Genomic DNA, 25,726 nt, shown 5'->3' with positions numbered 1-25,726 from the left:
ACCGGGAAGGCTCTTCCGGGTTGCGAGGCTGCGTATCTTACGCGTTTCGCCTCAGGAGTCAAGCGTTTATTTTCGCTTTCTTCCGGCTGTCCGCCGCGGTCTGTTTCAGCTCGTCGTCGGTCAGTGGTGGCGCATTATAGGGAGTTTTTCGGCGCTGACAATAGTTTTTTTGAAAATAATTACCAACCGCTCACTTCTCGCCCAAAACCCCTTAATTTGGTGTTTTTACAATCTACAAAAAGAAAAAAGAGGTGCAAAAAGCACCTCTTCAAAACTGTCTACGCTATCAATATCATTGTATTGCCACAATACGATTGTCTTCTAACGCCAAAGTCACTAATTTACCTGGGATCAATTTGCCTGAAAGAATTTGCTGGGCCAGCGGATTTTCAATCTCTTGCTGGATAGCCCGTTTCAATGGGCGAGCACCATATACCGGATCGAAACCAGCTTCGCTTAGTTTTTCCAGAGCTGAAGGTGTTATCTCCACCTGATAACCATGATCTTCCAAACGCTGATACAAACGCTGCAATTGGATATTCGTGATCGCTTTCAGGTGCTCTTTACCTAAGGGGTGGAACACAACAACTTCATCAACACGGTTGATAAATTCAGGCCTGAAATGATGACCAACTACCTCCATCACCATATTTTTCATCCCCGTATAATCCAATACACCAAAGCGTTCTTGGATCATATCGGAGCCTAAGTTAGAGGTCATAATGACTACCGTATTGCGAAAATCAACCGTTCTGCCCTGACCATCAGTCAAACGGCCATCATCCAATACCTGCAACAAGATATTGAAAACATCTGGGTGAGCTTTTTCTACTTCATCCAGTAAAATGACAGAATAAGGGCGACGGCGCACCGCTTCGGTCAAATATCCACCCTCTTCGTATCCAACATATCCGGGAGGTGCTCCCACCAGCCTTGAAACTGCATGTTTTTCCATAAACTCCGACATATCAATGCGCACCATCGCATCGTCACTGTCGAACAAGAAATTAGCCAGCGCCTTACACAATTCTGTTTTACCCACCCCTGTTGGCCCCAGGAACATGAAAGAACCGATTGGACGATTAGGATCAGATAATCCCGCTCTGCTACGGCGAATTGCATTCGATACGGCATCAACCGCTTCATTCTGTCCAATCACGCGCTTATGCAGTTCTTGCTCCATGCGCAGTAGCTTATCTTTTTCACTTTCCAGCATTCGGGATACAGGAATTCCCGTCCAGCGGGCGAGTATTTCAGCGATTTCAGCATCTGTGACTTTATTACGCAGCAGCTTCATATGACGATTTTCTGCGGTTGCTGCTGTTGCCAGACGTTTTTCCAATTCAGGAATTTTTCCATATTGAATCTCAGACATTTTGGCTAAGTCACCGCCACGACGAGCTTTTTCTAATTCAATACGGGCACTTTCTAATTCAGCCTTGATATTCTGAGTGCCACTAAGTTCCGCTTTTTCCGCCTTCCACTCTTCTTCCAATTCAGAATATTCACGTTCTTTTTCTGTCAATTCTTCGTTTAGCATCTCTAAACGTTTTTTACTGGCATCATCAGACTCTTTTTTCAGTGCCTGTTGTTCAAGCTTTAATTGAATAACGCGGCGTTCAAGGCGATCCAATGCTTCTGGTTTAGAATCCATCTGCATACGCAAACTTGCCCCTGCTTCATCAATCAGGTCAATGGCTTTGTCAGGTAGCATACGATCAGAAATATAGCGATGAGATAACGTTGCAGCCGCCACGATTGCCGGATCAGTAATCTGAACGTGGTGATGCAATTCATATCGCTCTTTTAATCCACGCAAAATTGCAATCGTGTCTTCAACCGTCGGTTCTGCCACATAAACTTTCTGGAAACGACGCTCTAGGGCTGCATCTTTTTCTATATACTGGCGATATTCATCAAGTGTTGTTGCTCCAACACAATGCAATTCTCCACGAGCCAGAGCAGGTTTTAGCATGTTACCGGCATCCATTGCGCCTTCAGCTTTACCTGCGCCTACCATGGTATGCAATTCATCAATAAACAGAATGACTGAACCTTCCTGTTTAGCAAGATCGTTTAAAACACCTTTCAAACGCTCTTCAAATTCACCACGGTATTTAGCACCCGCTAATAACGCCCCCATATCAAGGGACAGTACACGTTTATTTTTTAGCCCCTCTGGAATTTCACCATTAACAATACGCTGTGCCAAACCCTCGACAATAGCGGTTTTCCCAACCCCTGGCTCGCCAATGAGAACAGGGTTATTTTTGGTTCTACGTTGCAATACCTGAATAGTTCGACGAATTTCTTCGTCACGCCCAATAACAGGATCTAATTTGCCTTGTTCAGCACGCTCAGTCAGATCAATGGTATATTTCTTTAGTGCTTGACGTTGATCTTCTGCGCCTTGCTCATTCACTTTTTCACCACCGCGCATTTGTTCTATTGCCTTCGTGATTTTATCTTTGGTTGCCCCCGCAGCTTTCAACATGTCACTTAATGTTCCACGTTCTTCTATTGCTGCCAGGAGAAAAAGTTCAGAAGAAATAAAATTATCATCTGCTTTTTGTGCCAGTTTGTCACACAGGTTTAAATAACGTCCCAGTTCGTTGGATACCTGTACATCCCCACCATTGCCTTCTACTTTTGGCAATCGGTTCAGAGCCTGATTCAGTTGATGATTGAAATTTCCCGTATCCACTCCTGCCGAAGCCAATAAAGGACGAACTGAACCGCCCTCTTGATTGATTAACGCACTCATCAAGTGGATAGGTTCGATGAATTGATTATCACGCCCTAATGCGAGAGATTGGGCGTCAGCGAGAGCAAGCTGGAATTTATTGGTTAGACGATCCAGACGCATAACACCTCCAATGCTGGTCAGAATTTGCTACTGGAGACTAGATAAGGTCATTCCTTAAATATTCAAGGTATTCTGAAAAGTTAATTGGAAACTTACCGCTATACGCCAAAGATCGTCCTGTGAAGTAGGCTATCGCAACCAGATTAACGTTGCCATTCGCCCTGTATTACCATCACGACGATAGGAGAAAAAGTTTTTTTCCTCCGTGACAGTACATGCGGTTCCACCAAAAATCTCGGTTATTCCTATTGACTGCAACTTTAATTTAGCCAGTAAGTAAATATTTGCCAGAAACTTATCGCCATAAGGTGTGAAAGCTTGCGCCAGATCAGCATGAGTTGTGATGAAAGCGTCCCTAACCTCGCTTCCCACCTCAAATTTTTCAGGGCCAATAGCCGGCCCCAACCACGCACGGATCATGTTAGGTTTTGCTCTAAATCGAGACACGGTATTTTCCAACACTCCTGCACATAATCCGCGCCATCCTGCGTGAGCCGCGGCGACTTCATCACCAGACATACTACAAAAAAGAACGGGCAAACAATCTGCTGTCATCACAGCACAAACCTGCCCAGGTATATTCGCGTAAACGGCATCGGCCTGATTATTTACCAATGACTGGCCATCAAGTGTGATAACACGTGTTCCGTGTACCTGCTCCAGCCATGTAGGTTGCTGCGGCAATTGGGCATAATCCACCAACAGCGCCCTATTCCGCGCTACATGTTCTGGAACATCCCCAACATGAGTACCTAAATTTAAACTATCATACGGGGGCTGCCCCACACCGCCAAAACGGGTAGTCGTGCAAGCGCCAACATTATCAGGCTGTGGCCAATCAGGAAAAATCAGTGGTGTCATTTACCTACCAATCCATTTCATCTTTGAAAGTTTCGGCATCCGCTTTCATCACTTCAACCAATTTAACCATGTCATCCGGTAGTGGAGCATGCCATTCCATCTCAATTCCAGTGATTGGATGATAGAGACGTAACATGGTTGCGTGCAATGCCTGACGATCAAAGTTGCGCATCACTTCGCGAAACTCATCAGAAGCCCCTTTTAGGGGACGAGGCCGCCCGCCGTAAAGAGGATCACCCACCAACGGATGCTTTATATGTGCCATGTGCACGCGAATTTGGTGTGTTCTGCCTGTCTCCAAACGCAGACGCAGGCGGGTATGCGCCCGGAAATGTTCCATAATGCGATAATGGGTAACAGCAGGTTTTCCCATAGGATGTACGGCCATGTGTGTCCGTTTTGTTGGATGGCGGGAAATCGGTTCTTCTACCATTCCGCCAGCCGTCATACGCCCTAAGGCAATCGCTTCATATTCACGGGTTATTTCGCGTAATTGCAACGACTCTACCAAGCGAGTTTGTGCCGGAACATTTTTTGCCACAACCATTAACCCTGTCGTATCTTTGTCAAGACGATGAACAATGCCTGCGCGGGGAACATCTGCAATTTCAGGATAATGATATAATAAAGCGTTCAATACCGTACCATCAGGATTACCTGCCCCCGGATGGACAACCAAATCACGTGGTTTATTGATGACCAAAATATCGTCATCTTCATAGACAATATTCAGTGCAATATCCTGCGGTTCCCAACGTGCATCTTCTTCAATGATAGCATCGATGGAAATTTCTTCACTGCCCAAGACCTTTTCTTTTGGTTTGTTAATTAATTTGCCATTCACTTGAACTTTATTATCCAAGATCCACTCTTTTATACGTGACCTGGAGTAATCAGGGAATAATTCAGCCAAAGCTTGATCTAAACGTTGACCAAGCTGAGATTCAGCGACTATTGCATTAAGTCGGATTTGTTGAGCCATATATAACTTCTATATTTTACGTTGAGTTTTGACGGCGAGGCCGTTTCATTTAAAATAGTGTGCTATTGTAACCTTATATTTTGCCGGGAGCTTCACGGACAGTCTCCCAGAAAACACTCAGAGGATAATCAACACGTGATGATTCGCATGAAATATCTGGTGGCAGCGACCACATTGAGCCTGGTTCTATCTGGATGCTCCAGCAACAAGGATGCTGTTCCCGATATCCCGCCATCTCAAATTTATTCAATTGGCCAGGAAAAGCTGCAAGAAGGTAACTATAAAGCGGCTATCAAGCAATTGGAATCCCTTGATAACCGATATCCTTTTGGCCCGTACTCTCAGCAAGTCCAACTTGATCTGATCTACGCCTATTACAAATCAGCGGAATACCCACTGGCTCTCGCATCTATTGACCGTTTCATGCGCCTGAACCCAACCCACCCTAATATTGACTATGTACTCTATATGCGTGGTTTGGTTTCACAAGCTCTGGATGACAGCCCATTACAAGGCTTTTTCGGCATTGATCGATCGAATCGTGATCCTGAACATGCCCGTGCCGCATTCCGTGATTTCAACCAACTGGTGCGTTATCATCCAAATAGTCAGTATTTAACCGATGCGACTAAGCGATTAATATTTCTCAAAGAGCGTTTAGCCAAATATGAACTGGCTGTTGTGCAATATTACACTAAACGCGGTGCTTACGTCGCTGTCGTCAATCGGGTAGAACAGATGTTACGAGACTATCCTGATACTAGCGCAACCAAGGAAGCCCTCTCTTATATGGAATTAGCTTATAAGAAATTGGGACTGACGGCAGAAGCCAATAAAGTGGCGCAACTAATCGCTGCCAATCCTGTATAAAATCTCCAATCTCATCAAATTAGAACAGGTGACTAAAAACAGTAGCTAAATGGCTGCTGTTTTTTTATCCACTTTTATCTATGCAATGAAATTGCCTCTGTCGGGAACGTGATTTTTGTGAGGCTTGTCTTTTTGTTCTGTTTAGCCAGAAAATGGGAAGCATTAGTACATTTTGGTTATATTTGGCTATATCCTCATTATTTTCGCCCTGAAAATAATTTATGAGTTGTAACTATTACTCAATTTATAATCCCATAACTGACCAATAATGACGCATAATTACTCCCTTCGCAACAAATATTCTCCATATCTTCCTTGGCTATCACAATTCTGTCACTTGCCACCAAAATCACTCAATAAAAGTGATTTAGATCATTCTTTTTATGCAAAATCGCGCTATGCTGAATTCATCAAAGACGGAGCAACATCAAAGAGGTAACTATATATGTTAGTGAACATTACCAGCAAACAAATGGAAATTACCCCCGCAATTCGTAGCCATGTGGAAGACCGTCTAAATAAGTTGAGCAAATGGCAAGCCAATCTGATCAATCCACATATCGTACTATCAAAAGAACCACAAGGATTTTTGGTTGATGCCACCATTGGTACGCCAAACGGCACGTTAGTGGCTAGTGCCAAACATGAAGATATGTACGCAGCAATCAATGAACTACTGACAAAATTAGAGCGCCAACTCAATAAAGTGCAGCATAAAGCGGAAGCGCGTCGTGCAGACAATAGTGTTAAAGAGTCCAATTTCAACTTAGAAGTATAATCATCGCTTATTCCTTTCCTGACGCGCTCAATGAGCGCGTTTTTACTGTCTGTTGACACTCCATGCTAAATAGGTTAATTAAAATATACTATTGAAGCCATAAAGTGACGCGCAAACAGGCCAAATGATTATCAAACTGTCTTCCTTATTTTTCTTTTTTTTCACCTTCTCATGAGGAGGTGGTTTCGTTTTAAAGAAAATATCAGAAGACGAATAAAAGCCTCCCACCAGTAGGGAGGTTTTTTTGTTTTATTGATCATAAAGATGTCCACGATACACAGGCTATACTCATGATAAGAATGTCAGGAACATACTATGGAAAAAAATTTAATTAGCTTAAGAGAAGAAATTAGTCATATTGATGCTAACTTGTTGGATCTACTGGCTAAACGCCGACAATTAGCCAGTGATATCGCCAAGACAAAACTGCTTGATCATCGCCCTATCCGAGATAAAAACCGTGAACGAGAGCTATTGAACGTTTTGATTGATAAAGGCAAATCACGTGGTTTAGATGGGTTTTACATCACCCGATTATTTCAGATGATCATTGAGGATTCTGTCCTCACTCAACAGGCATTATTACAGCAACACCTGAATCAGACACCTTACGATTCTGCCCGCATTACTTTTCTGGGGCCAAGAGGTTCATATTCTCATATTGCAGCTCGACAATTTGCTGCCCGCCACTTTAATCAGTTAGTTGAATGCAGTTGTCATAAATTCTCAGATATTTTTTCACTGGTTGAGATTGGCCAGGCTGATTACGGCATCCTGCCACTGGAAAATACCAGTTCAGGGGCAATTAATGAGGTTTATGATTTATTGCAACATACCCCCTTATCCCTCGTTGGAGAGATAACGTTGCCAATCAATCACTGTCTATTGATTGCCGAACAAACGGATGTCTCAAGGATAAAAACGGTTTATAGCCACTCCCAACCTTTTCAACAATGCAGCCAATACCTCAATAAATATCCTGACTGGAATATCATCTACTGTGAAAGCACAGCCGCGGCTATGCAAAAAGTGGCTGAGCTTAACTCGCCAGAAGTGGCGGCATTAGGTAGTGAGGCCGGTGGAGCGCTCTATGGATTACATGTTTTAGAGAATAATCTGGCAAATCAGCAAGAGAATAGCACTCGTTTTATTGTAGTTTCCCGTATGCCTATTGATGTATCCGATCAAGTTCCGGCTAAAACCACGTTTATTATGTCAACCGGACAGCAAGCAGGGGCGCTGGTCGATGCACTCATTATTTTAAAGAAACATGATATCCCTATGCGTAAATTAGAGTCTCGCCCAATAAACGGTAAGCCGTGGGAAGAGATGTTTTATATTGATGTGCAAGCCAATCTGCGTTCTATAAAAATGCAACAGGCATTGAAAGAATTGACAGAAATTACGCGCTTTCTGAAAGTGTTAGGATCTTACCCATCAGAAAATATCATTCCTATCGATCCGGTCTAAAGCAAAAAAACCGGATATTTTTATCCGGTTTTTAGGATCTTGCCATTATTTCAATGCATTAAACTTAATTAATTCACTATATCTGTTTAAAACCTACATTCGGCTGTCACTGGCCTGCTGTAAAAGCACTCGGCTTTCCTTCATAAATCGAGCGGCTTCATCACCAAACCAATCACTCACTTGGTTAAAACTCTCAATAAAAGCAGGCTTATCCTGGTGTTCTAAGATTTCCAGCGCCTGCCCGAAGCGCTGGTAATACCGACGAATAAGTGCAATATTTTCAGGGCTAGACATAATAATATCAGCGTACAGTTGAGGATCTTGCGCGAATAATCGCCCTACCATCACCAACTCCAATCGATATATCGGTGAAGATAGTGCAAGCAATTGCTGTAAATCGATATTTTCTTTCGCCAGATGCTGCCCGTAAGAGAAAGTCGTGAAATGACGCAATGCCTGAATGAAGCCCATATTTTTATCGTGCTTCTCCGCGGTGATTTGATGCAATCTCGCTCCCCATACCGATATCTGTTCTAAAAACCATTGATATGTCTCTGGATAGCGCCCATCACAATACACAACCACTTGCTTAGCAAAGCTACCTACATCTGGCCCAAACATAGGGTGCAACCCTAAAACAGGCCCTTGATGTACTTCAAGCATCGCATTTAATGGCCTTTGCTTGATCGAAGCCAAATCAACTAAAATGCACTGTTCCGGCAAAGGAGGTAATTGGCGAATAATCTTCTCTGTCAAGTGAATGGGAACACTGACGATCACCATTCCTGCTCCGGCTAATATATGTTCAGCATTATCCCAATCATCCGCTTCGAGCACCCTGACTTCATAGCCAGACAATGTCAACAACCGACTGAATAACCGCCCCATTTTGCCTGAACCACCTATAATGACCACAGGTCCCAAATGAGTACCGAGTTTTTTAAAGCCTTTGTTGTTTTCACTGACATAAGACTCCCGCATAATTCGGCGTAAGATATCTTCAATCAAATCGGGCGGAATTCCCATATCTTCCGCCTCTTGACGGCGGGAAGCCAGCATTTCAGCCTCCCTATCAGGCGCATAAATCGGTAAGCCAAGTTGACTCTTAACTTCTCCAACTTGTGCGACTAAATGCATTCTTTTCGCCAGTAAAGATAATAAGGCCTTATCTACCTCATCAATTTGAATCCTCAATTGTGACAATTCTGCTGCCATGATAGTGGTTATCCTGTTTTTTTCATTGTCATATTTCGATTAGCCAAATGTGGAGCGATTTTTTGATGCAATTTTTTCAAGATTTGCTCCGTAGTCTGCCAGCTAATACAAGCATCCGTTACAGAAACACCATATTTCATCTCAGAACGGGGCTGTTCGGAGGGTTGATTGCCCTCGTTAATATGGCTTTCCAACATAATACCAATGATGGATTGATTTCCAGACATAACCTGTTCAGCAACCGAGTCCACAACGACGCTCTGGCGACGAAAATCTTTACTGGAATTACCGTGACTGCAATCAATCATCAACGATGGTATCAACCCTGCTTTTATCATTTGGCGCTCACAATCAGCGACATGTTCTGCACTATAATTAGGCACTGCACCACCACGTAAGATGACATGCCCATTCGGATTCCCCTGAGTTTGTAGCAAACACACTTGACCTGACTGATTTATTCCCATAAAGCGATGAGGCATTGCTGCTGCTTTCATGGCATTAATTGCGGTATTCAAATTACCATCAGTGCCATTTTTAAATCCGACGGGTACAGACAATCCCGAAGCCATTTCGCGATGAGTTTGAGATTCCGTTGTTCTGGCGCCAATGGCTGACCAGCTAAACAGATCCCCTAAGTATTGTGGATTATTGGGATCAAGTGCCTCATTAGCCAATGGCAATCCCATTTCTACCAGGTTCAACAACAAACGGCGAGCAATATGCAACCCTGCATCCATATCAAATGAACCATCCATATCAGGATCGCTAATCAAGCCTTTCCAACCAACGGTTGTACGGGGCTTTTCAAAATAGACACGCATAACAATATACAGACAATCACTCAGTTCAGCAGAGAGCACTTTCAAACGGCGGGCATAGTCCAGGGCAGCATCCACATCATGAATTGAACATGGACCACATACCACTAATAAACGAGGATCACGATGCTGAATAATGTCAGCAACCGTATTACGTGCGTTTGTGATGGCATGTAGATCATTGCTATTCAATGGGTATTTCTGCTTCAACTCTTTTGGAGTGATGAGAACCTGTTCATCAAGAATATGAACGTTATTCAGAGCGTCTTTTTGTATGATCATTTCTACCTGCCTTGCTTTGTTTCGTCTGTTTAATGCTTCTTTAAGTGTCTAGGGGATAACATACCACACACCGTAAAGAATACAATCCAAAAATGTAAACATATCAAGATATGTGTAAATAATAAATTACACATTATAGTTCTTGATACTATAAACAGGATAATAAATCATTAAGACTTAATTTCATTAAACAATATATAAACATTCTTTAACGTTAATACGATGTAAATTAAAACTAACAATCAAACTCAAATGGAAATGTTTTATTAACCACTTGCAACTCATTTACTACAAAAGTAAATATCTTTATAAATCAAATAATAAAAACAAGATCTCAATCTCATTTTTATATAAATATTCTAATAATATTAATATGTATTTTTAGTGTTGTTATGAAACTATAAAACAATTTTTACACATGATAGCTATACCCAATAGATTTCAAGCTACAACCAACAGCCTGGAAGATGAGGGTATAAATTATGCAGATACAAAAGCCTGTATGACCAACTTGTATTTATTTTTAATCAATTATTAAGGACTGATATGATAACGCTACAATTTGCCATAATAATCATATGCTTATTGATAGGTACGCGTTATGCGGGGATGGGGTTGGGACTGATCAGTGGTATTGGGCTTTTTATACTGACATTTATCTTTGGCTTGGAACCAGGTAAACCCCCTGTCGATGTGATGCTCACCATTCTTGCCGTGATCGGTTGTGCATCTGTTCTACAAACAGCAGGTGGCCTTAATGTCATGATGCAATTTGCAGAGCGCTTGCTACGCCGCCATCCGCAACACATCACCATCTTGGCACCGTTGACAACCTGGATGCTCACTTTTCTCTGTGGAACTGGTCATGTGGTTTATACCATGTTTCCAATCATTGGCGATATTGCCTTGAAAAAGGGTATTCGTCCTGAACGGCCAATGGCTGTTGCCTCTGTCGCTTCCCAAATGGCAATTACAGCTTCTCCTGTCTCTGTTGCCGTTGTTTCTTTGGTGTCAATTATTGCTGCCAGTCATGGTATTGGCCAGGCATACGGGATGCTGGAAATTTTGGTTGTTTCAATACCTGCGTCACTCACTGGGGTAATGCTTGCGGCATTATGGAGTTTACGTCGGGGAAAAGATCTTGATCTGGATGAAGAATTCCAAACGAAAATCAAAGATCCCAAACAACGTGAGTTTATTTATGGTGGTTCAGACACCCTGTTAGATCAAGTTTTTCCTAAACAGGCTTATTGGGCGACTTGGATTTTCTTTGCCGCCATTGCCGTCGTCGTCTTGTTCGGTGCATTTACTAATTTACGCCCTTCTTTTGAAGTAAAAGGCGTATTAAAACCCCTTTCCATGAACCTGGTGATCCAGATGATGATGCTAATTGCAGGCTCTATCATACTGATGACCTGTAAAGTCAAAACCAGTGAAATCGCCAATGGTGCCGTGTTTAAAGCGGGTATGGTTGCGATTTTTTCTGTCTTTGGTGTGGCATGGATGAGTGATACTTTCTTTCACTCACATTTAGGTGAATTAAAGCTGGTCTTAGAAGATGTTGTCCAGGCACAACCATGGACTTATGCCCTTGTGTTGTTTTTGGTATCAAAACTGGTTAACAGCCAAGCCGCAGCCTTAACAGCTATTGCACCGATGGGGTTGCAACTTGGGGTTGATCCTAAACTTCTGATTGCTTTCTTCCCTGCTGCTTATGGCTATTTTGTTTTGCCTACTTATCCAAGCGATCTGGCTTGTATTGGTTTTGACCGTTCAGGTACAACAAAAATCGGGAAATTCATTATCAACCACAGCTTTATTTTACCTGGGCTGATTGGTGTCAGTAGTGCCTGTGCGGTAGGGTATATTTTAGTCAGTACTTTTATGTAATTTACTGTAACCCTCAACTGAAACAGATAACTACCTTGATTTAGAATGTAAAAAGGCCAGCATATACGCTGGCCTTTAACTATAACTTTCGGATGTAGCAAAAGCGTATTATTTTGCGTTCAGACGCTCTTTAATACGAGCAGCCTTACCAGAACGCTCGCGCAGGTAGTACAGTTTAGCTCTGCGAACAGCACCACGACGTTTAACGTTGATGCTGTCTACGACTGGGGAGTGAGTCTGGAATACACGCTCAACACCTTCGCCGTTAGAAATCTTACGAACAGTGAATGCAGAGTGCAGACCGCGGTTACGAATCGCAATAACCACGCCCTCGAATGTCTGCAGACGCTTTTTAGAACCTTCAACGACCCATACCTTAACTTCCACAGTATCACCCGGACGGAATGAAGGTACGTCTTGCTTCATCTGCTCTTGTTCAATTTGTTTAATAATGTTGCTCATAATAACTCTCTTACCCTAGGTAAACTGATATATCAAAGACATCCCTTCACAGGATATGTCTGGATTAATTCGTTGCCTGTTCTTGATATTCCCGTTGGAATTCAGATAGCAACATCCTTTGCTCGTCAGTCAGAGCTAGGCTTTCTAGAAGTTCGGGCCTTCTCAACCAAGTTCGGCCAAGCGACTGTTTCATTCGCCAGCGATTAATTTCAGCATGGTTTCCCGACAGCAAAACTGGCGGAACCTCCATACCATCTAACATCTCAGGGCGAGTATAATGAGGGCAATCCAACAATCCATCAGCGAACGAGTCTTCTTCTGCCGATGCTTGACGCCCCAATACTCCCGGAATAAACCGCGATATTGAGTCAATCATCGTCATTGCAGGAAGCTCTCCCCCGCTAAGAACGTAATCACCGACAGACCATTCTTCGTCAATTTCGGTTTGGATAATACGCTCATCAATACCTTCATAACGCCCGCAAACCAGAATTAACTTCTCATTTGCGGCTAGTTCACAAACTCCCTGTTGTTCGAGTTTGCGCCCCTGAGGTGAAAGATAAATCACCTTTGCACCATCACCCGCCGAAGCTTTAGCTGCATGAATGGCTTCGCGTAATGGTTGAACCATCATCAGCATGCCTGGACCACCGCCATAAGGGCGATCATCAACAGTACGATGCCGGTCGTAGGTAAAATCCCGTGGATTCCAGCATTCGATGCTCAGCAGGCCATTTTTTACTGCCCGACCAGTTACCCCGTAATCGGTTATTGCGCGGAACATTTCAGGAAACAGGCTAATAACCCCAATCCACATACTGCGTCCCACTCATTTGAACCGTTTTTACCGGAGATTAAAAACTAGGATCCCAGTCTACCTCAATGATTCTGGTAGAAAGATCGACTTTCTTGATAACCTGCCCATCAAGAAACGGAACCAGCCGCTCCTTGATACCGAATGCATCTTTCAGGTTTGCTTTTATGACCATCACATCGTTAGACCCTGTTTCCATCATGTCATGAATGGTTCCAAGGTGATAACCGACGGTGTTTACCACTTGGCAACCAACAAGGTCTTTCCAGTAATAATCACCCTCTTCCAGTTCTGGTAATTGGCTAGAATCCACCATAACTTCACAGTTAGTGAGTAAATTCACCGCATCCCGATCGTCAAACCCTTTGATTTTGACGATAATATCCTGATTGTGGTATTTCCACGCCTCCAGCTCAATGTGCTGCCATTGGCCTGAGCGTTGAATAAACCACGGTTGATATTCAAAAATGTCTTCGGCATGTTCGGTGGAAGAAAAAACTCTGAGCCAACCACGAATGCCATACGCAGACCCCAATTTCCCCAATACAATTGGCTCAACAGGGTGCTTAAGGCCAGATTGTTTGCTCATTGTTACCACCGCGACAGATTAAGCTGCTTTCTTAGCGTCTTTGATCAGTGCAGCAACACGATCAGACACAGATGCACCCAGACCAACCCAGTGTTCGATACGGTCCAGATCTAAACGCAGAGCTTCTGCTTGTCCTGAAGCGATTGGGTTGAAGAAACCAACACGCTCAATAAAACGACCATCACGCGCATTGCGGCTATCGGTCACGACTACTTGATAAAACGGACGCTTTTTTGCGCCGCCACGAGCTAAACGAATTGTTACCATAACATCCTCATTAGTTAGCAAAACAACCAGACTCCATCGAGGAACGGAGTCCGGCTGTCCATTAAAAAGCCCGAAAATTTTACTCACTTTGGCGCAAAAAGCAATCCAAAGAACATTTTCTTTCGCAACTTTGTTGATTATCGCCCCATAATTCCCGGTGGCAGCATACCTTTCATGCCTCGCATCATTTTTGCCAAGCCACCTTTCTTCATTTTTTTCATCATACGCTGCATTTCATCAAACTGTTTCAGCAAGCGGTTGACATCCTGTACCTGTGTACCCGAACCCATCGCAATACGACGCTTACGAGAACCTTTAATAATTTCTGGTTTTTCACGCTCTTTACGCGTCATGGAATTAATAATGGCTTCCATTTTAACCAGAACTTTGTCATCCATTTGGGATTTGACTGTATCAGGGATCTGCGACATTCCTGGCATTTTGCTCAGCATGCTAGTCATTCCGCCCATGTTACGCATCTGCTTAAGCTGTTCAAGAAAATCACTTAAATCAAATCCATCGCCTTTTTTCAGTTTAGACGCTAATTTTTCCGCTTGGGTACGGTCAACTTTGCTTTCAATTTCTTCGATCAGTGAAAGCATGTCTCCCATACCCAAAATGCGGGATGCAATGCGATCAGGATGGAAAGGTTCTAGTGCCTCGGTTTTTTCGCCAACACCAAGGAATTTAATGGGCTTACCCGTGATATGGCGGATAGAAAGAGCTGCCCCGCCACGCGCATCACCATCGACTTTGGTCAAAACAACACCGGTTAATGGCAATGCCTCATTGAATGCTTTTGCTGTATTTGCCGCATCTTGACCTGTCATTGCATCGACAACAAACAGGGTTTCGATTGGATTGATCGCTGCATGAACCGCTTTGATTTCATCCATCATGGCTTCATCAACATGCAGACGGCCGGCTGTATCGACTAACAGCACATCATAGAATTTCAGCTTAGCATGTTGGAGTGCTTTATTGACAATATCAACCGGTTTTTCCTGTGGATTGGATGGGAAAAAGTCAATTCCAACCGTTTCAGACAAGGTTTCAAGCTGTTTGATCGCCGCTGGGCGGTATACGTCAGCAGAAACAACCAAGACTTTTTTCTTGTTTTTCTCTTTTAGCAACTTACCTAATTTAGCAACGCTGGTCGTTTTACCGGCACCTTGTAAACCAGCCATAAGAACCACAGCGGGAGGCTGTGTAGAAAGGTTAAGTTCACTGTTAACCTCTCCCATCGCCTTAACCAATTCATTCTGAACGATTTTGACGAATTCCTGACCGGGTGTCAGGCTTTTGTTAACCTCATGCCCCACCGCGCTTTCTTTGACTCGTGCAATAAAATCACGCACGACAGGCAATGCAACATCCGCTTCGAGCAAAGCCATACGAACTTCACGCAGCGTATCTTTAATATTATCTTCAGTCAGCCGTCCACGACCACTGATATTGCGCAATGTGCGCGATAGTCTGTCAGTTAAATTATCAAACATTGTCTCAGCTCAGATATCTACAAGTGGGTCTACCTGTAAGGCAAATTTTGCGAATTATAGCACGATGATCATGTGATCTCTGCAAAGAGATTCCCAAGTATGATTAACAACGGTTGGAGGCTGCTCCTGCTAGCGGTATACTTAAATTTCAGGTTCAATCCATACCCAATGGATTTCAAGTTGCACTAAAACGGTAAGGGAAATCATTCATAATCACATAATTAACTATGTAATCCCCAAAACATATAATTAAAAGAATATGTGACCAGAAAGGATTAAGTACAGCCAACAAAACGGCAGCTTGAAAGGTAGAGGATATACTATTAAACACTATTGCGAAAACGATAAACGTTATGCTGATATTTTCAATTATTGCTTTATTTGCCTATCTCATTAGCCTGACGCTCATCGTGCCAGGTTTATTGCGCCAACAAAACAGTTATCAAAAACTGGCACTTTCTTTCGCAATTGTCGCGTTAGCCGCTCACGCAATTGCATTGAAATACCAAGTTTTTCATGTCAGCAGCGGGCAAAATCTCACCCTATTGAATTTAGGTTCAATTGTCAGCTTGCTTATGTGTATCATCATGACAGTCGTCGCGTTCCGAGGTCGTGCATGGTTTTTACTGCCAATTGTTTACAGCTTTGCCATGATCAATTTGATATTGACTAGCATGATGCCTGGAGAATTCATTACACATCTTGAAAATAGCGTCGAATTATTTGTTCATATCGGGCTGGCATTACTTGGCTATGCCACTTTACTCATCGCCGCGCTTTATGCATTGCAACTTGGTTGGTTGGATCACCAGCTTAAAAAGAAAAAACTCACCTTTGCTTCTGGCATCCCGCCATTGATGGCAATTGAGCGAAAAATGTTTCACATTACCCAAGTTGGTGTCATTTTACTAACATTGACGCTATGCACTGGCATCATGTACATGGATGATATTTTCAGTAAAGAAAATATCCATAAATCTGTTTTATCTATCATTGCATGGTTTGTTTACGTTATTTTGCTTTGGGGACATTATCATGAAGGGTGGCGCGGCAAGCGCGTTATTTGGTTCAATTTGATTGGGGCATTTATTCTGACACTTGCTTTTTTCGGCAGCAGGCTATTACAGGAAATGATGGTTTATTAATAAGTTAAATTATTATTAAAGCCAATTTGTATAAATATTAGGAAGGAATTCTGTTTTGGAGAACATCTCAACAAGTACACTGATTATCATTCTTGTTGCCATGGTTATTGTTTCAGCCTATTTTTCTGCCTCAGAAACTAGCATGATGACAATCAACCGATATCGCTTACGTCATTTAGCTAAGCAAGGAAGCCATCCCGCACGCAGGGTTGAATCTCTGCTGCGTCATCCGGATAGACTTATTAGCCTTATCCTTATCGGTAATAATCTTGTCAATATCCTAGCTTCCTCCCTGGCTACTATTGTTGGTATGCGACTCTATGGTGATGTCGGTGTTGCCATTGCAACAGGGGTACTCACGTTTATTATTCTCATTTTTTCAGAAGTAATGCCAAAGACCATCGCAGCCCTTTACCCTGAAAAGGTAGCCTTCCCAAGTAGCTTTCTGTTACGCCCCTTAGAAAAAATTATGCTGCCTCTTGTTTGGGCATTTAATCGGATCAGTTTACTGTTTATGCGTTGTTTGGGTATCAAAACCGCTAATATCCGCAATGATGCAGTCAGCAAAGATGAGCTACGCACAATTGTAAATGAATCAAACACCAACCTATCACGCCGCAATCAGGACATGTTGATCTCAATATTAGATCTTGAGAAAGTCACCGTTGGTGACATTATGATCCCTCGTAATGAAATTGTCGGTATTGATATTAACGATGACTGGAAATCCGTTATCAGGCAACTAACACACTCTCCACATGGACGTATTGTGTTATACCGAGATTCCCTCGATGATGCTATCGGTATGCTCCGGGTGCGTGAAGCCTATCGGCTGATGATGGAGAAAAAGGAATTTACAAAAAGAAATTTGATCAAAGCCGCAGATAAAATCTACTTCATCCCCGTTAGCACACCATTAAATATCCAACTTATTAATTTCCAACGTAATAAACAGAAGGCTGGCCTGATCGTTGATGAATATGGCGATATTCAAGGGCTAGTGACTGTTGAGGATATTTTGGAAGAAATTGTTGGCGATTTTACCACTTCTATGTCCCCGACTTTGGCAGAAGAAGTCCTTCCGCAAAGTGACGGCACTGTGCTGGTTGATGGTACGGCCAATATCCGTGAATTAAATAAGGCCTTCGGTTGGGCGCTTCCTGAAGATGGCCCAAGGACAATGAATGGAATGATCCTGGAAGAATTAGGTGAAATTCCTGAATTTAACGCTCAAGTGCAGATCAATGATTACAATTTCGAGGTTCTTGCAGTACACGATAATGTTATCAAGCAGGTTCGTGTAGCACCAATGAACAAAAGTACAGGGCAAAGCATAAAATCGAGTAAATAACCCAACTATCATAATGCACTAATACCTAACCCTATTTTCCTAATGTATAACGAAAGGTTAAGTAATAGAATAACCATATATTTATAGTGGAGAACATACAGATTTAACCCAAATTCTACTTAAACAGAATTTGGGTTAAATTCTATTTTTAAAATTCATGTTACAAGATATCACAATGAAATCGCTTTCTTCTATTATTATCATCCTCATTGATCATCATCTTAACCTCCAATTTTTCTATATTTGGACTCTCAAATAATTCTTGATTAGATTTTAAATAATTAAATTCTGAGAATGTGATTGGATAGTAAGAATAACCTATATCAGAATAAGATTTATTGATGTCATAAGCCCCTACATTCCCCAATATGTTAATTTGGTTATATTGCCTACCCTTATCTAAATAATTTGTAACAAATTTCACTCCCTTAATGGGTGAATTTAATTTATTTAATTCCACATGAAGCCAATCCAATGCTGATTTACATGACTTTCTCATAAAAGCATGTAAAAAAGAATGAGTAATTATTCTATTGATACTGTTACTGGGGTAAACATGAATATTACTTTCAATTTCCACCAATAAATTGAAACCATCTATACCAATCCAACTTCAAATTGCAGTTTGCAAACCAATGGAAGTGCTTATATCTCCCCGCTGCGCGGGGAGATATAAGACGCATCTTGAAAGGCGACTGGTATATATCGTTTTTCTCTATAAAATTGAATAAAAAATCAAGGAGTTGGTTAATATTGTCCTAAACAGGTTCATCGTAATGTGTTGAAAAAGAGAGGGGAGTAATTTATGGCTAATTCACTGATCAGGAAATAAATATGCTAATACGCCTATCAAAAAAGAACACCAATACAGGGCTAGCAGAATAAGCTAGCCCTTCAATCACATAAAGCGGATCTAAACTTGAAGTTCTACCAGTTTTTCCTCAGGCAATGCCAATTCATCGTTATAATTGACACGAACACCAGAATCAAGGATACGCTGAGCAATATCTTGAGCTTCTTTCAATGAGTGCATTTCATAAGTACCGCACTGATAAATGTTCAATTCTGGGATCTGGCTCTGATCCTGAACTTTCAGCACATCTTCCATTGCCGCTTTCCAGGCCTCAGCCACTCTCAATTCTTCCGGAACACCAATCAAGCTCATATAAAAACCCGTTCGGCAACCCATGGGGGAGATGTCAATGATTTCAACACCATCACCATTCAAATGATTACGCATAAAACCCGCAAACAAATGCTCAAGTGTGTGAATACCTCTTTCTGGCATCACTGCTTTATTAGGAGCACAGAAACGTAAATCAAATACTGTGATAGTATCGCCGTGAGGCGTTTTCATTGTCTTGGCAACTCTAACAGCAGGTGCTGCCATACGAGTATGGTCAACTGTAAAACTATCCAACAAAGGCATAATACTACCTCCCAAGGTATTAGATTTTTTACAAAGATTTTTTCAGATAGATGAAACCTTTTCATTTGCGGCTGGTCATAAGATATGAAGACGCGCAAAATTGTTATCATCCCTATTCTCTAAGATATCTTATTTGGCCACCATTGTGGCCTTTTCTTTTTCAACTCCCTGCATGAAGTTTTAAATATTCTTCAAAACTCATGTTATCTTGCTGCTCAAGGCTATGCTGACGCGATACAGAATCTTCACGCTCAATAGAAAAATTTTCATCAGTCAAAATTGAATAATGCTCTTCAATCAAGTCGCTATGGTACTGGTATGCTAACTCTACCCCAAAACCAACTATCCCCTGGGATTTCATCTTGTCCAGAACACGCGCTGAAAACGTGAGTGATGGATCTTCAAACATGCTAACCAGTTCTTTACAGACTGATTGATATTGAGATCCTGAACAAGCATCCAAGACTTCAGCAACTCGCTCTAAGTCCCTGAATAATTTCTGTCCCACGACGTTAAGCGGTTGTTGTTCAATCCCACAACCAAAACCAATAGACAACCCAGGCTTGCGCCCTTCTAAGATAACTTTATTCCAATTTCCACGACAACACGCAAGCTCTTCACTTCCCATTTCAGGAGCATCCGCCAGAGCACACCATATCAAGAATAAGTCAAGAAAACGAATTTGTGTCTCATCAACCCCAATAGAAGAAAAAGGATTGATATCCAAAGAGCGCACTTCAATATACTCGATACCCCCTCTCAATAAGGCATCTGAAGGTGATTCCCCCTCTTCCGTGACTCGTTTTGGACGTATTGGCGCGTACAACTCATTTTCAATTTGAAGAACATTAGTATTGAGCTGTAGGTATTTATCTTCTCTTTTAATACCGATTTCCGCAAATTCTTCAGATGGCTTATGGATTGCTTTCTTAAGCCCCTCTATATAAGTATGAAGGTTATTAAAAGTAATATTCAGATCACTTTGTGATTTATTGGTATACCCCAGATCACTCATCCTCAATGAAGTGGCATAAGGCAGGTAACAAGTCCCTCTTTCTGTTTTCTCAAAAGATAATGCGGTATTTCGCCCACGTAAGAATGAAGAACAAATTGCCGGTGATGCACCAAATAAATAGGGGATCACCCAGCCAAAGCGGTAATAATTGCGGATCAAACGAAGGTAGCCATCTGAAATTTGCTCTTTTCCTGTTTCGGCATCATTAATACCTAGCCATGCTTGCCAGAAACTCATTGGCAAAGAAAAGTTATAATGCACACCAGAAATTGTTTGCATTAATGCGCCATAACGGCTTTTTAATCCTTCGCGGTATAAGGTCTTAAAACGACCCAAGTTCGATGTGCCATACTGAGCTAAAGTGATATTTTCTTCTTCGTCGATAAAACATGGCATACTCAGAGGCCACATTTTTTCATTGTCCAGATTCCGTGCAGTATAGATATGCAAATCTTTCAGGAAAGCAATAGTTCTATCTATATCGTTGTCAACAGGGGTAATAAACTCCAATAGAGATTCAGCAAAATCAGTTGTAATCCATTTATGCGTTAAAGAAGCACCAAGTGATTTTGGATGCTCCGTCTTAGCTAAATGACCGTCTGGAGTAACACGCAATGTTTCACGTTCAATGCCACGACAAATACCATTTAGTACAGTAGGGTTTGCCTCTAACCATGACAATGCTTTTGATACATCCGGGATCAATTTGTCCTCCCGTGGAGTTTAAAAGATGATTACTAAGAGTTTACTTTATATGAAACAAGCCAAGTTGTCGCTGATTACATAGAGATGGCAACGCACTACCGATTAAATTATAAACAAAAATAATAAATCAAATGTTACGTTTAAATAGAAATAAAAAAAGAAAACCCCTGCCTTAATAAGGCAGGGGTTTTAAACTGGTGCATCCAGGAGGATTCGAACCTCCGACCGCTCGGTTCGTAGCCGAGTACTCTATCCAGCTGAGCTATGGATGCATTGTCGATTTTCTTTTTCGCCCAGGCACTACAGATTGCCTGACCGTATGAAATTTTGATCCCTAAAAAATCGGGAAATCCAAAATGGTGCATCCAGGAGGATTCGAACCTCCGACCGCTCGGTTCGTAGCCGAGTACTCTATCCAGCTGAGCTATGGATGCATTGTCGATTTTCTATTTCTGCCCAGGCGCTACTGATTGCCTGACTTTATAGAATTGAGATCCCCAAAAAATCGGGAAATCTAAAATGGTGCATCCAGGAGGATTCGAACCTCCGACCGCTCGGTTCGTAGCCGAGTACTCTATCCAGCTGAGCTATGGATGCATTGTCGGTTTTCTATTTCTGTTCAGGCGCTAATGATTGCCTAACTGTTCAGAATTGAGATACCTAAAAAATCGCGGCGTTTAAAATGGTGCATCCAGGAGGATTCGAACCTCCGACCGCTCGGTTCGTAGCCGAGTACTCTATCCAGCTGAGCTATGGATGCATTATTTAATGGCGGTGAGGGAGGGATTCGAACCCTCGATGCAGCTCTTAACCACATACTCCCTTAGCAGGGGAGCGCCTTCAGCCTCTCGGCCACCTCACCATTTTTAAAACCTGCGACTTAGAAGTTTTCACTTCTTAACTTTTAGAATCTTTACTTCTGACATTTACTCAGAAGCTTTTCTTCAAGCTCTTCGTCGCTGCGATGGCGCACATATTACTTTCCCTGCCTGATAAGTCAAACAATTTTTCGCAACTTTTTTCTATTTGGATACTTAACACGCAGAATGCTTGGTTTAGCATCTAAAGGACTGTTTTATCAACAATGAAATTGTCTAAGAACCGTCAAAATTTACGAAAATGATTATTCACTTCTATAGACTCATGAACGATGCTTTTTCGACAGATAGAAAATAAAAAGGCATGAGAAAATAGCATTAAGGTATCAAAAAGCGATAAGAGTGATAGTTTTACAAAAAATGGGGAGGAAGGAAGAAGTGAAAGGAAGCAGAGTAGCGCCCAAGTCTTAAAAAAGCGTGGACGCCATTCTTGAATTAAAAAGTTGTAGGCTGAGACTTCTCCGCCTGAATCCGTTGATAAATTTCTTCACGGTGAACAGAAACTTCTTTGGGCGCATTTACACCAATGCGAACTTGGTTGCCTTTAACTCCCAGTACTGTGACTGTTACCTCATCGCCTATCATGAGTGTTTCACCAACTCGACGAGTCAGAATAAGCATTCTTTGCTCCTTGAAAATTTAAAAGAGTCGGGTCTCTAGGTTTCCCCGCTATTATCCATCAAACACCGTGAAAACGTAAAGCAATGATATCTACTTAAAGTATAAGCAGTTTTGAACACATTTCCTATATCTATAGGATAGCTAAAATATAAGTATGTGCCCAACATTTCAACAATTTCACAACAAAAAATATCCGGCACCATAAAAAACGCTTTCATGGTGCCGCGGTTGTCACGGCAATACCAACTATAACCGCAATGTTACCCACTCTTCTACACTAGCCAATGCGGAAGGAAGAGCTGCGACATCAGTTCCGCCAGCCTGAGCCAGATCAGGACGTCCTCCTCCTTTACCTCCAACCTGTTGGGCAACAAAAGAGATTAAATCGCCTGCTTTTATTCTAGCAGTCAAATCCTTCGTTATACCAACAATTAGGCTGACTTTATCACCAGTCACGGTAGAAAGCACAATAATTGCTGATCCTAACTGATTTTTGAGATCATCAACCATCGTTCTGAGCATTTTCGGTTCTATATCACCTAATTGTGTCACCAGTAGACGAACGCCCTGAATTTCCTTGGCTTGATTCGCCAAAGAGGAACTTTCTTGAGCTGCTTGCTGAGATTTCAACTGTTGCAACTCTTTTTCCAGTTGTTTCGTTCTGTCCAATGTCGCTTTCACTTTTTCATCCAGGTTACTGATGTCACCTTTCACCAGATGAGCAATGTTTTGCAGTAAATCAGCCTGCTGGTAGATAGAATTTAACGCAGTTTGACCCGTAATGGCTTCAATACGGCGAATTCCGGCTGCTGTACCTGATTCACTGGATATACGGAACAACCCGATATCACCTGTGCGACTCGCATGAGTACCACCGCATAGCTCGGTAGAGAAGCTTCCCATGCTAAGTACACGTACCTTTTCATCATACTTCTCACCAAACAATGCCATAGCACCTTTGGCTTTTGCTTCTTCCAGCTCCATTAATTCTGTAACAATCGGTGAATTTTTGCGAATCTCTTCATTCACCAAATTCTCGACTTGACGGATCTGTTCTGGCTTCATGGCCTCAAAATGAGAGAAGTCAAAGCGCAGATATTTATCATTGACCAAAGAACCCTTCTGGGCAACGTGTTCTCCCAAAATTTGACGTAATGCCGCGTGTAACAAATGGGTTGCCGAATGGTTTAAACGGATGGCGTCTCTGCGTACCACATCAATTTCAGCATTAACGGTATGATTGACGCTCAAACGACCACTTGCCAATTTACCAATGTGACCAACTGCCTGAGCATATTTTTGTGTATCAATAACTTCAAATATACCATTATCGTTCAACAAGTTACCTGTATCACCAACTTGTCCACCTGATTCAGCATAGAAAGCAGTTTTATCAAGTATAACAATCGCTTCTTCACCAGCTTGAATTTGTTCAACAGCCTGACCATTGCGGAAGATAGCGATAATAGTCGCTTGCTGTGAATGATGTTCATATCCACAAAAATCACTGCGTCCATCAACTTTGATCAATTCATTGTAGTCTGTACCAAAGCCGCTGGATTCACGTGCACGACGGCGTTGGTTTTCCATCGCAGTATCAAAACCCGTTTCATCAACTTTGATATTACGTTCGCGACAAACATCCGCAGTTAAATCAATAGGGAAACCATAGGTATCATACAAACGGAAAGCGATCTCACCATCAAGCGTATCACCCGATAACGTCGCCAGCTCTTCATCCAGGAGCTGCAAACCACGTTCCAAAGTACGGGCGAACTGTTCTTCTTCGGTTTTTAATACCTGCTCAACCAAAGCCTGCTGCTGTTTTAGTTCTTCACCAGCCGCACCCATAAATTTGATCAGTGGTGCAACTAGTTTGTAGAAGAAGGCCTCTTTTGCCCCTAACATGTTGCCATGACGAACAGCACGGCGAATAATACGACGAAGCACATATCCACGGTTTTCATTGGATGGAATAACACCATCACAAATCAAGAACGCACATGCACGGATATGATCTGCAACAACACGCAGAGATTTGTTGGTAAAATCGGTTGTGCCTGTCACTTCTGCAACCGAAGCAATTAGGCTTTGGAATAGGTCAATCTCGTAGTTGGAGTTAACGTGTTGCAAAACGGCTGTGATACGTTCCAGTCCCATGCCGGTATCAACTGAAGGTTTTGGCAACGGTTCCATCGTACCATCGGCATGACGGTTGAATTGCATGAAAACGATGTTCCAAATTTCAATATATCTGTCACCATCTTCTTCCGGGCTGCCTGGAGGGCCACCCCAAATATGTTCACCGTGGTCGTAGAAAATTTCCGTACACGGGCCACATGGTCCAGTATCTCCCATCTGCCAGAAATTATCTGACGCATAGGGAGCCCCTTTGTTATCACCGATACGAATGATCCTTTCTGCTGGAACGCCGACTTCTTTATGCCAAATATCATAAGCCTCATCGTCTGTCTCATAGACAGTAACCCACAGTTTTTCTTTTGGCAGACTAAACCACGCTTCGCTGGTCAGCAACTCCCATGCGTATTTAATTGCGTCTTGTTTAAAATAGTCACCAAAACTGAAGTTACCCAACATTTCGAAGAAAGTGTGGTGACGGGCTGTATAACCCACATTTTCTAAATCGTTATGCTTACCACCAGCACGAACACAGCGCTGAGCCGTTGTTGCTCTAGAATAAGTTCTATTATCCAATCCTAGAAAGACATCTTTGAACTGGTTCATCCCTGCATTGGTGAACAACAATGTTGGATCATTGGTTGGCACCAACGAACTACTTGGTACTATCTGGTGCCCTTTAGTATGAAAAAAGTCAAGAAACGCTTGACGGATCTCAGCGGTGCTTTTGCTCATAATTGTCCCGAAATCAAGCTGAAAAAACAGATTTATGAATGG

General features: G+C 42.3%; 22 protein-coding genes, 5 tRNA genes and 1 other annotated feature (1 of these 28 running past the window's edge). Of the genes, 7 read left to right on the top strand and 20 right to left on the bottom strand.

The features are described 5' to 3' along the window. Positions 1 to 51, bottom strand: a sequence feature (mutual gap in cmsearch alignment for this rRNA model is longer than 100); it reaches 2,937 nt to the left of the window's first position. After that, positions 1 to 325, top strand: a 325-nt coding sequence (locus Xkoz_RS21550) for a hypothetical protein (protein WP_208615218.1), incomplete at its 5' end; no start/stop codon positions are given. It overlaps the preceding feature by 51 nt. Here Xkoz_RS21550 and clpB read toward each other — a convergent pair. The 3 genes from clpB to rluD form a co-directional block, all read right to left on the bottom strand. Next, the gene (gene clpB / locus Xkoz_RS07050) at positions 293 to 2,866 is read right to left on the bottom strand and encodes an ATP-dependent chaperone ClpB (RefSeq protein WP_099141493.1); all 2,574 of its coding nucleotides are present in this window, start codon (positions 2,864 to 2,866) and stop codon (positions 293 to 295) included. The two genes, Xkoz_RS21550 and clpB, sit on opposite strands and share 33 nt — an antisense overlap. Before the next feature lie 129 nt (positions 2,867 to 2,995). Continuing rightward, positions 2,996 to 3,727 carry a purine nucleoside phosphorylase YfiH gene (yfiH, locus tag Xkoz_RS07045; protein ID WP_099141492.1) on the bottom strand — a complete coding sequence of 244 codons (732 nt, stop codon included), beginning with the start codon at positions 3,725 to 3,727 and terminating at the stop codon, positions 2,996 to 2,998. Positions 3,728 to 3,731: 4 nt separating this feature from the next. Then, complete coding sequence (gene rluD, locus Xkoz_RS07040) at positions 3,732 to 4,709, bottom strand: 23S rRNA pseudouridine(1911/1915/1917) synthase RluD (RefSeq protein WP_099141491.1); 978 nt, start codon at positions 4,707 to 4,709, stop codon at positions 3,732 to 3,734. Between the two features lie 147 nt (positions 4,710 to 4,856). On the opposite strand from rluD, the gene bamD reads away from it, so the two are divergent. From bamD to pheA, 3 genes are all read left to right on the top strand, one after another. Further along, positions 4,857 to 5,579, top strand: a complete 723-nt coding sequence (bamD, locus tag Xkoz_RS07035; protein ID WP_208615221.1) for an outer membrane protein assembly factor BamD — start codon at positions 4,857 to 4,859, stop codon at positions 5,577 to 5,579. Positions 5,580 to 6,024: 445 nt separating this feature from the next. Further along, positions 6,025 to 6,357, top strand: a complete 333-nt coding sequence (raiA, locus tag Xkoz_RS07030; protein WP_099141489.1) for a ribosome-associated translation inhibitor RaiA — start codon at positions 6,025 to 6,027, stop codon at positions 6,355 to 6,357. 315 nt (positions 6,358 to 6,672) lie between these two features. Then, entirely contained in the window at positions 6,673 to 7,827 is a 1,155-nt protein-coding gene (gene pheA, locus Xkoz_RS07025; protein WP_099141488.1) for a bifunctional chorismate mutase/prephenate dehydratase, read from the top strand. Between the two features lie 93 nt (positions 7,828 to 7,920). Here pheA and tyrA read toward each other — a convergent pair whose 3' ends face one another. Together tyrA and Xkoz_RS07015 are read right to left on the bottom strand one after the other, a co-directional pair. Continuing rightward, complete coding sequence (gene tyrA / locus Xkoz_RS07020; RefSeq protein ID WP_099141487.1) at positions 7,921 to 9,042, bottom strand: bifunctional chorismate mutase/prephenate dehydrogenase; 1,122 nt, start codon at positions 9,040 to 9,042, stop codon at positions 7,921 to 7,923. An 8-nt stretch (positions 9,043 to 9,050) separates the two neighbouring features. After that, entirely contained in the window at positions 9,051 to 10,145 is a 1,095-nt protein-coding gene (locus tag Xkoz_RS07015; protein WP_099141486.1) for a 3-deoxy-7-phosphoheptulonate synthase, read from the bottom strand. A 546-nt stretch (positions 10,146 to 10,691) separates the two neighbouring features. On the opposite strand from Xkoz_RS07015, the gene Xkoz_RS07010 reads away from it, so the two are divergent. After that, entirely contained in the window at positions 10,692 to 12,035 is a 1,344-nt protein-coding gene (locus tag Xkoz_RS07010) for an anaerobic C4-dicarboxylate transporter (protein ID WP_099141485.1), read from the top strand. Positions 12,036 to 12,143: 108 nt separating this feature from the next. Here Xkoz_RS07010 and rplS read toward each other — a convergent pair whose 3' ends face one another. The 5 genes from rplS to ffh all read right to left on the bottom strand — a co-directional run bounded on the left by rplS (position 12,144) and on the right by ffh (position 15,666). Further along, positions 12,144 to 12,497: a 50S ribosomal protein L19 gene (gene rplS / locus Xkoz_RS07005; RefSeq protein WP_038262425.1), complete on the bottom strand. Its 354-nt coding sequence runs from the start codon at positions 12,495 to 12,497 to the stop codon at positions 12,144 to 12,146. Positions 12,498 to 12,561: 64 nt separating this feature from the next. Then, positions 12,562 to 13,314: a tRNA (guanosine(37)-N1)-methyltransferase TrmD gene (gene trmD / locus Xkoz_RS07000; RefSeq protein WP_099141484.1), complete on the bottom strand. Its 753-nt coding sequence runs from the start codon at positions 13,312 to 13,314 to the stop codon at positions 12,562 to 12,564. Positions 13,315 to 13,351: 37 nt separating this feature from the next. Further along, on the bottom strand, positions 13,352 to 13,900 hold the full coding sequence (rimM, locus tag Xkoz_RS06995) for a ribosome maturation factor RimM (RefSeq protein ID WP_099141483.1): 549 nt from the start codon (positions 13,898 to 13,900) through the stop codon (positions 13,352 to 13,354). Positions 13,901 to 13,918: 18 nt separating this feature from the next. Further along, the gene (rpsP, locus tag Xkoz_RS06990) at positions 13,919 to 14,167 is read right to left on the bottom strand and encodes a 30S ribosomal protein S16 (RefSeq protein WP_099141482.1); all 249 of its coding nucleotides are present in this window, start codon (positions 14,165 to 14,167) and stop codon (positions 13,919 to 13,921) included. Between the two features lie 137 nt (positions 14,168 to 14,304). Then, a complete protein-coding gene (gene ffh / locus Xkoz_RS06985; protein WP_099141481.1) occupies positions 14,305 to 15,666 on the bottom strand; it encodes a signal recognition particle protein in 1,362 nt (453 codons plus the stop codon). A 353-nt stretch (positions 15,667 to 16,019) separates the two neighbouring features. On the opposite strand from ffh, the gene Xkoz_RS06980 reads away from it, so the two are divergent. Together Xkoz_RS06980 and Xkoz_RS06975 are read left to right on the top strand one after the other, a co-directional pair. Next, complete coding sequence (locus tag Xkoz_RS06980; RefSeq protein WP_099141480.1) at positions 16,020 to 16,811, top strand: cytochrome C assembly family protein; 792 nt, start codon at positions 16,020 to 16,022, stop codon at positions 16,809 to 16,811. 55 nt (positions 16,812 to 16,866) lie between these two features. Then, positions 16,867 to 18,162: an HlyC/CorC family transporter gene (locus Xkoz_RS06975; protein WP_099141479.1), complete on the top strand. Its 1,296-nt coding sequence runs from the start codon at positions 16,867 to 16,869 to the stop codon at positions 18,160 to 18,162. Positions 18,163 to 18,322: 160 nt separating this feature from the next. Here Xkoz_RS06975 and Xkoz_RS06970 read toward each other — a convergent pair whose 3' ends face one another. The 10 genes from Xkoz_RS06970 to alaS form a co-directional block, all read right to left on the bottom strand. After that, positions 18,323 to 18,742, bottom strand: a complete 420-nt coding sequence (locus tag Xkoz_RS06970; protein WP_141554398.1) for a hypothetical protein — start codon at positions 18,740 to 18,742, stop codon at positions 18,323 to 18,325. A 333-nt stretch (positions 18,743 to 19,075) separates the two neighbouring features. After that, the gene (gene luxS / locus Xkoz_RS06965; protein WP_099141477.1) at positions 19,076 to 19,591 is read right to left on the bottom strand and encodes an S-ribosylhomocysteine lyase; all 516 of its coding nucleotides are present in this window, start codon (positions 19,589 to 19,591) and stop codon (positions 19,076 to 19,078) included. A 160-nt stretch (positions 19,592 to 19,751) separates the two neighbouring features. Further along, the gene (gene gshA, locus Xkoz_RS06960; RefSeq protein ID WP_099141476.1) at positions 19,752 to 21,311 is read right to left on the bottom strand and encodes a glutamate--cysteine ligase; all 1,560 of its coding nucleotides are present in this window, start codon (positions 21,309 to 21,311) and stop codon (positions 19,752 to 19,754) included. A gap of 195 nt (positions 21,312 to 21,506) precedes the next feature. After that, a tRNA-Arg gene (locus Xkoz_RS06955) sits at positions 21,507 to 21,583 on the bottom strand. Positions 21,584 to 21,668: 85 nt separating this feature from the next. After that, positions 21,669 to 21,745 (bottom strand) — tRNA-Arg (locus Xkoz_RS06950). Positions 21,746 to 21,831: 86 nt separating this feature from the next. After that, positions 21,832 to 21,908 (bottom strand) — tRNA-Arg (locus Xkoz_RS06945). 86 nt (positions 21,909 to 21,994) lie between these two features. Beyond that, positions 21,995 to 22,071, bottom strand: a tRNA-Arg gene (locus tag Xkoz_RS06940). Between the two features lie 9 nt (positions 22,072 to 22,080). Next, positions 22,081 to 22,173 (bottom strand) — tRNA-Ser (locus tag Xkoz_RS06935). Between the two features lie 451 nt (positions 22,174 to 22,624). Further along, positions 22,625 to 22,810, bottom strand: coding sequence for a carbon storage regulator CsrA (gene csrA, locus Xkoz_RS06930; RefSeq protein ID WP_010845367.1), 186 nt, complete (start codon positions 22,808 to 22,810; stop codon positions 22,625 to 22,627). Between the two features lie 246 nt (positions 22,811 to 23,056). Then, complete coding sequence (gene alaS / locus Xkoz_RS06925; RefSeq protein ID WP_099141544.1) at positions 23,057 to 25,684, bottom strand: alanine--tRNA ligase; 2,628 nt, start codon at positions 25,682 to 25,684, stop codon at positions 23,057 to 23,059. Positions 25,685 to 25,726 lie beyond the last annotated feature (42 nt).

The organism is Xenorhabdus kozodoii (assembly GCF_002632875.1).
In the GTDB taxonomy this organism is placed as follows: Bacteria; Pseudomonadota; Gammaproteobacteria; order Enterobacterales; family Enterobacteriaceae; genus Xenorhabdus; species Xenorhabdus kozodoii.
Note: the sequence above shows the minus strand (reverse complement) of the source record. Positions and strands in the feature narration are given on the sequence as shown.

Coding starts and splice junctions, on each gene's coding strand:
- rimM (WP_099141483.1), bottom strand. CDS start 13,900: ATGAGCAAACAATCTGGCCTTAAGCACCCTGTTGAGCCAATTGTATTG.
- yfiH (WP_099141492.1), bottom strand. CDS start 3,727: ATGACACCACTGATTTTTCCTGATTGGCCACAGCCTGATAATGTTGGC.
- rluD (WP_099141491.1), bottom strand. CDS start 4,709: ATGGCTCAACAAATCCGACTTAATGCAATAGTCGCTGAATCTCAGCTT.
- bamD (WP_208615221.1), top strand. CDS start 4,857: ATGAAATATCTGGTGGCAGCGACCACATTGAGCCTGGTTCTATCTGGA.
- tyrA (WP_099141487.1), bottom strand. CDS start 9,042: ATGGCAGCAGAATTGTCACAATTGAGGATTCAAATTGATGAGGTAGAT.
- Xkoz_RS07015 (WP_099141486.1), bottom strand. CDS start 10,145: ATGATCATACAAAAAGACGCTCTGAATAACGTTCATATTCTTGATGAA.
- ffh (WP_099141481.1), bottom strand. CDS start 15,666: ATGTTTGATAATTTAACTGACAGACTATCGCGCACATTGCGCAATATC.
- luxS (WP_099141477.1), bottom strand. CDS start 19,591: ATGCCTTTGTTGGATAGTTTTACAGTTGACCATACTCGTATGGCAGCA.
- pheA (WP_099141488.1), top strand. CDS start 6,673: ATGGAAAAAAATTTAATTAGCTTAAGAGAAGAAATTAGTCATATTGAT.
- Xkoz_RS06980 (WP_099141480.1), top strand. CDS start 16,020: ATGCTGATATTTTCAATTATTGCTTTATTTGCCTATCTCATTAGCCTG.
- clpB (WP_099141493.1), bottom strand. CDS start 2,866: ATGCGTCTGGATCGTCTAACCAATAAATTCCAGCTTGCTCTCGCTGAC.
- csrA (WP_010845367.1), bottom strand. CDS start 22,810: ATGCTTATTCTGACTCGTCGAGTTGGTGAAACACTCATGATAGGCGAT.
- trmD (WP_099141484.1), bottom strand. CDS start 13,314: ATGTGGATTGGGGTTATTAGCCTGTTTCCTGAAATGTTCCGCGCAATA.
- raiA (WP_099141489.1), top strand. CDS start 6,025: ATGTTAGTGAACATTACCAGCAAACAAATGGAAATTACCCCCGCAATT.
- rplS (WP_038262425.1), bottom strand. CDS start 12,497: ATGAGCAACATTATTAAACAAATTGAACAAGAGCAGATGAAGCAAGAC.
- alaS (WP_099141544.1), bottom strand. CDS start 25,684: ATGAGCAAAAGCACCGCTGAGATCCGTCAAGCGTTTCTTGACTTTTTT.
- rpsP (WP_099141482.1), bottom strand. CDS start 14,167: ATGGTAACAATTCGTTTAGCTCGTGGCGGCGCAAAAAAGCGTCCGTTT.
- Xkoz_RS07010 (WP_099141485.1), top strand. CDS start 10,692: ATGATAACGCTACAATTTGCCATAATAATCATATGCTTATTGATAGGT.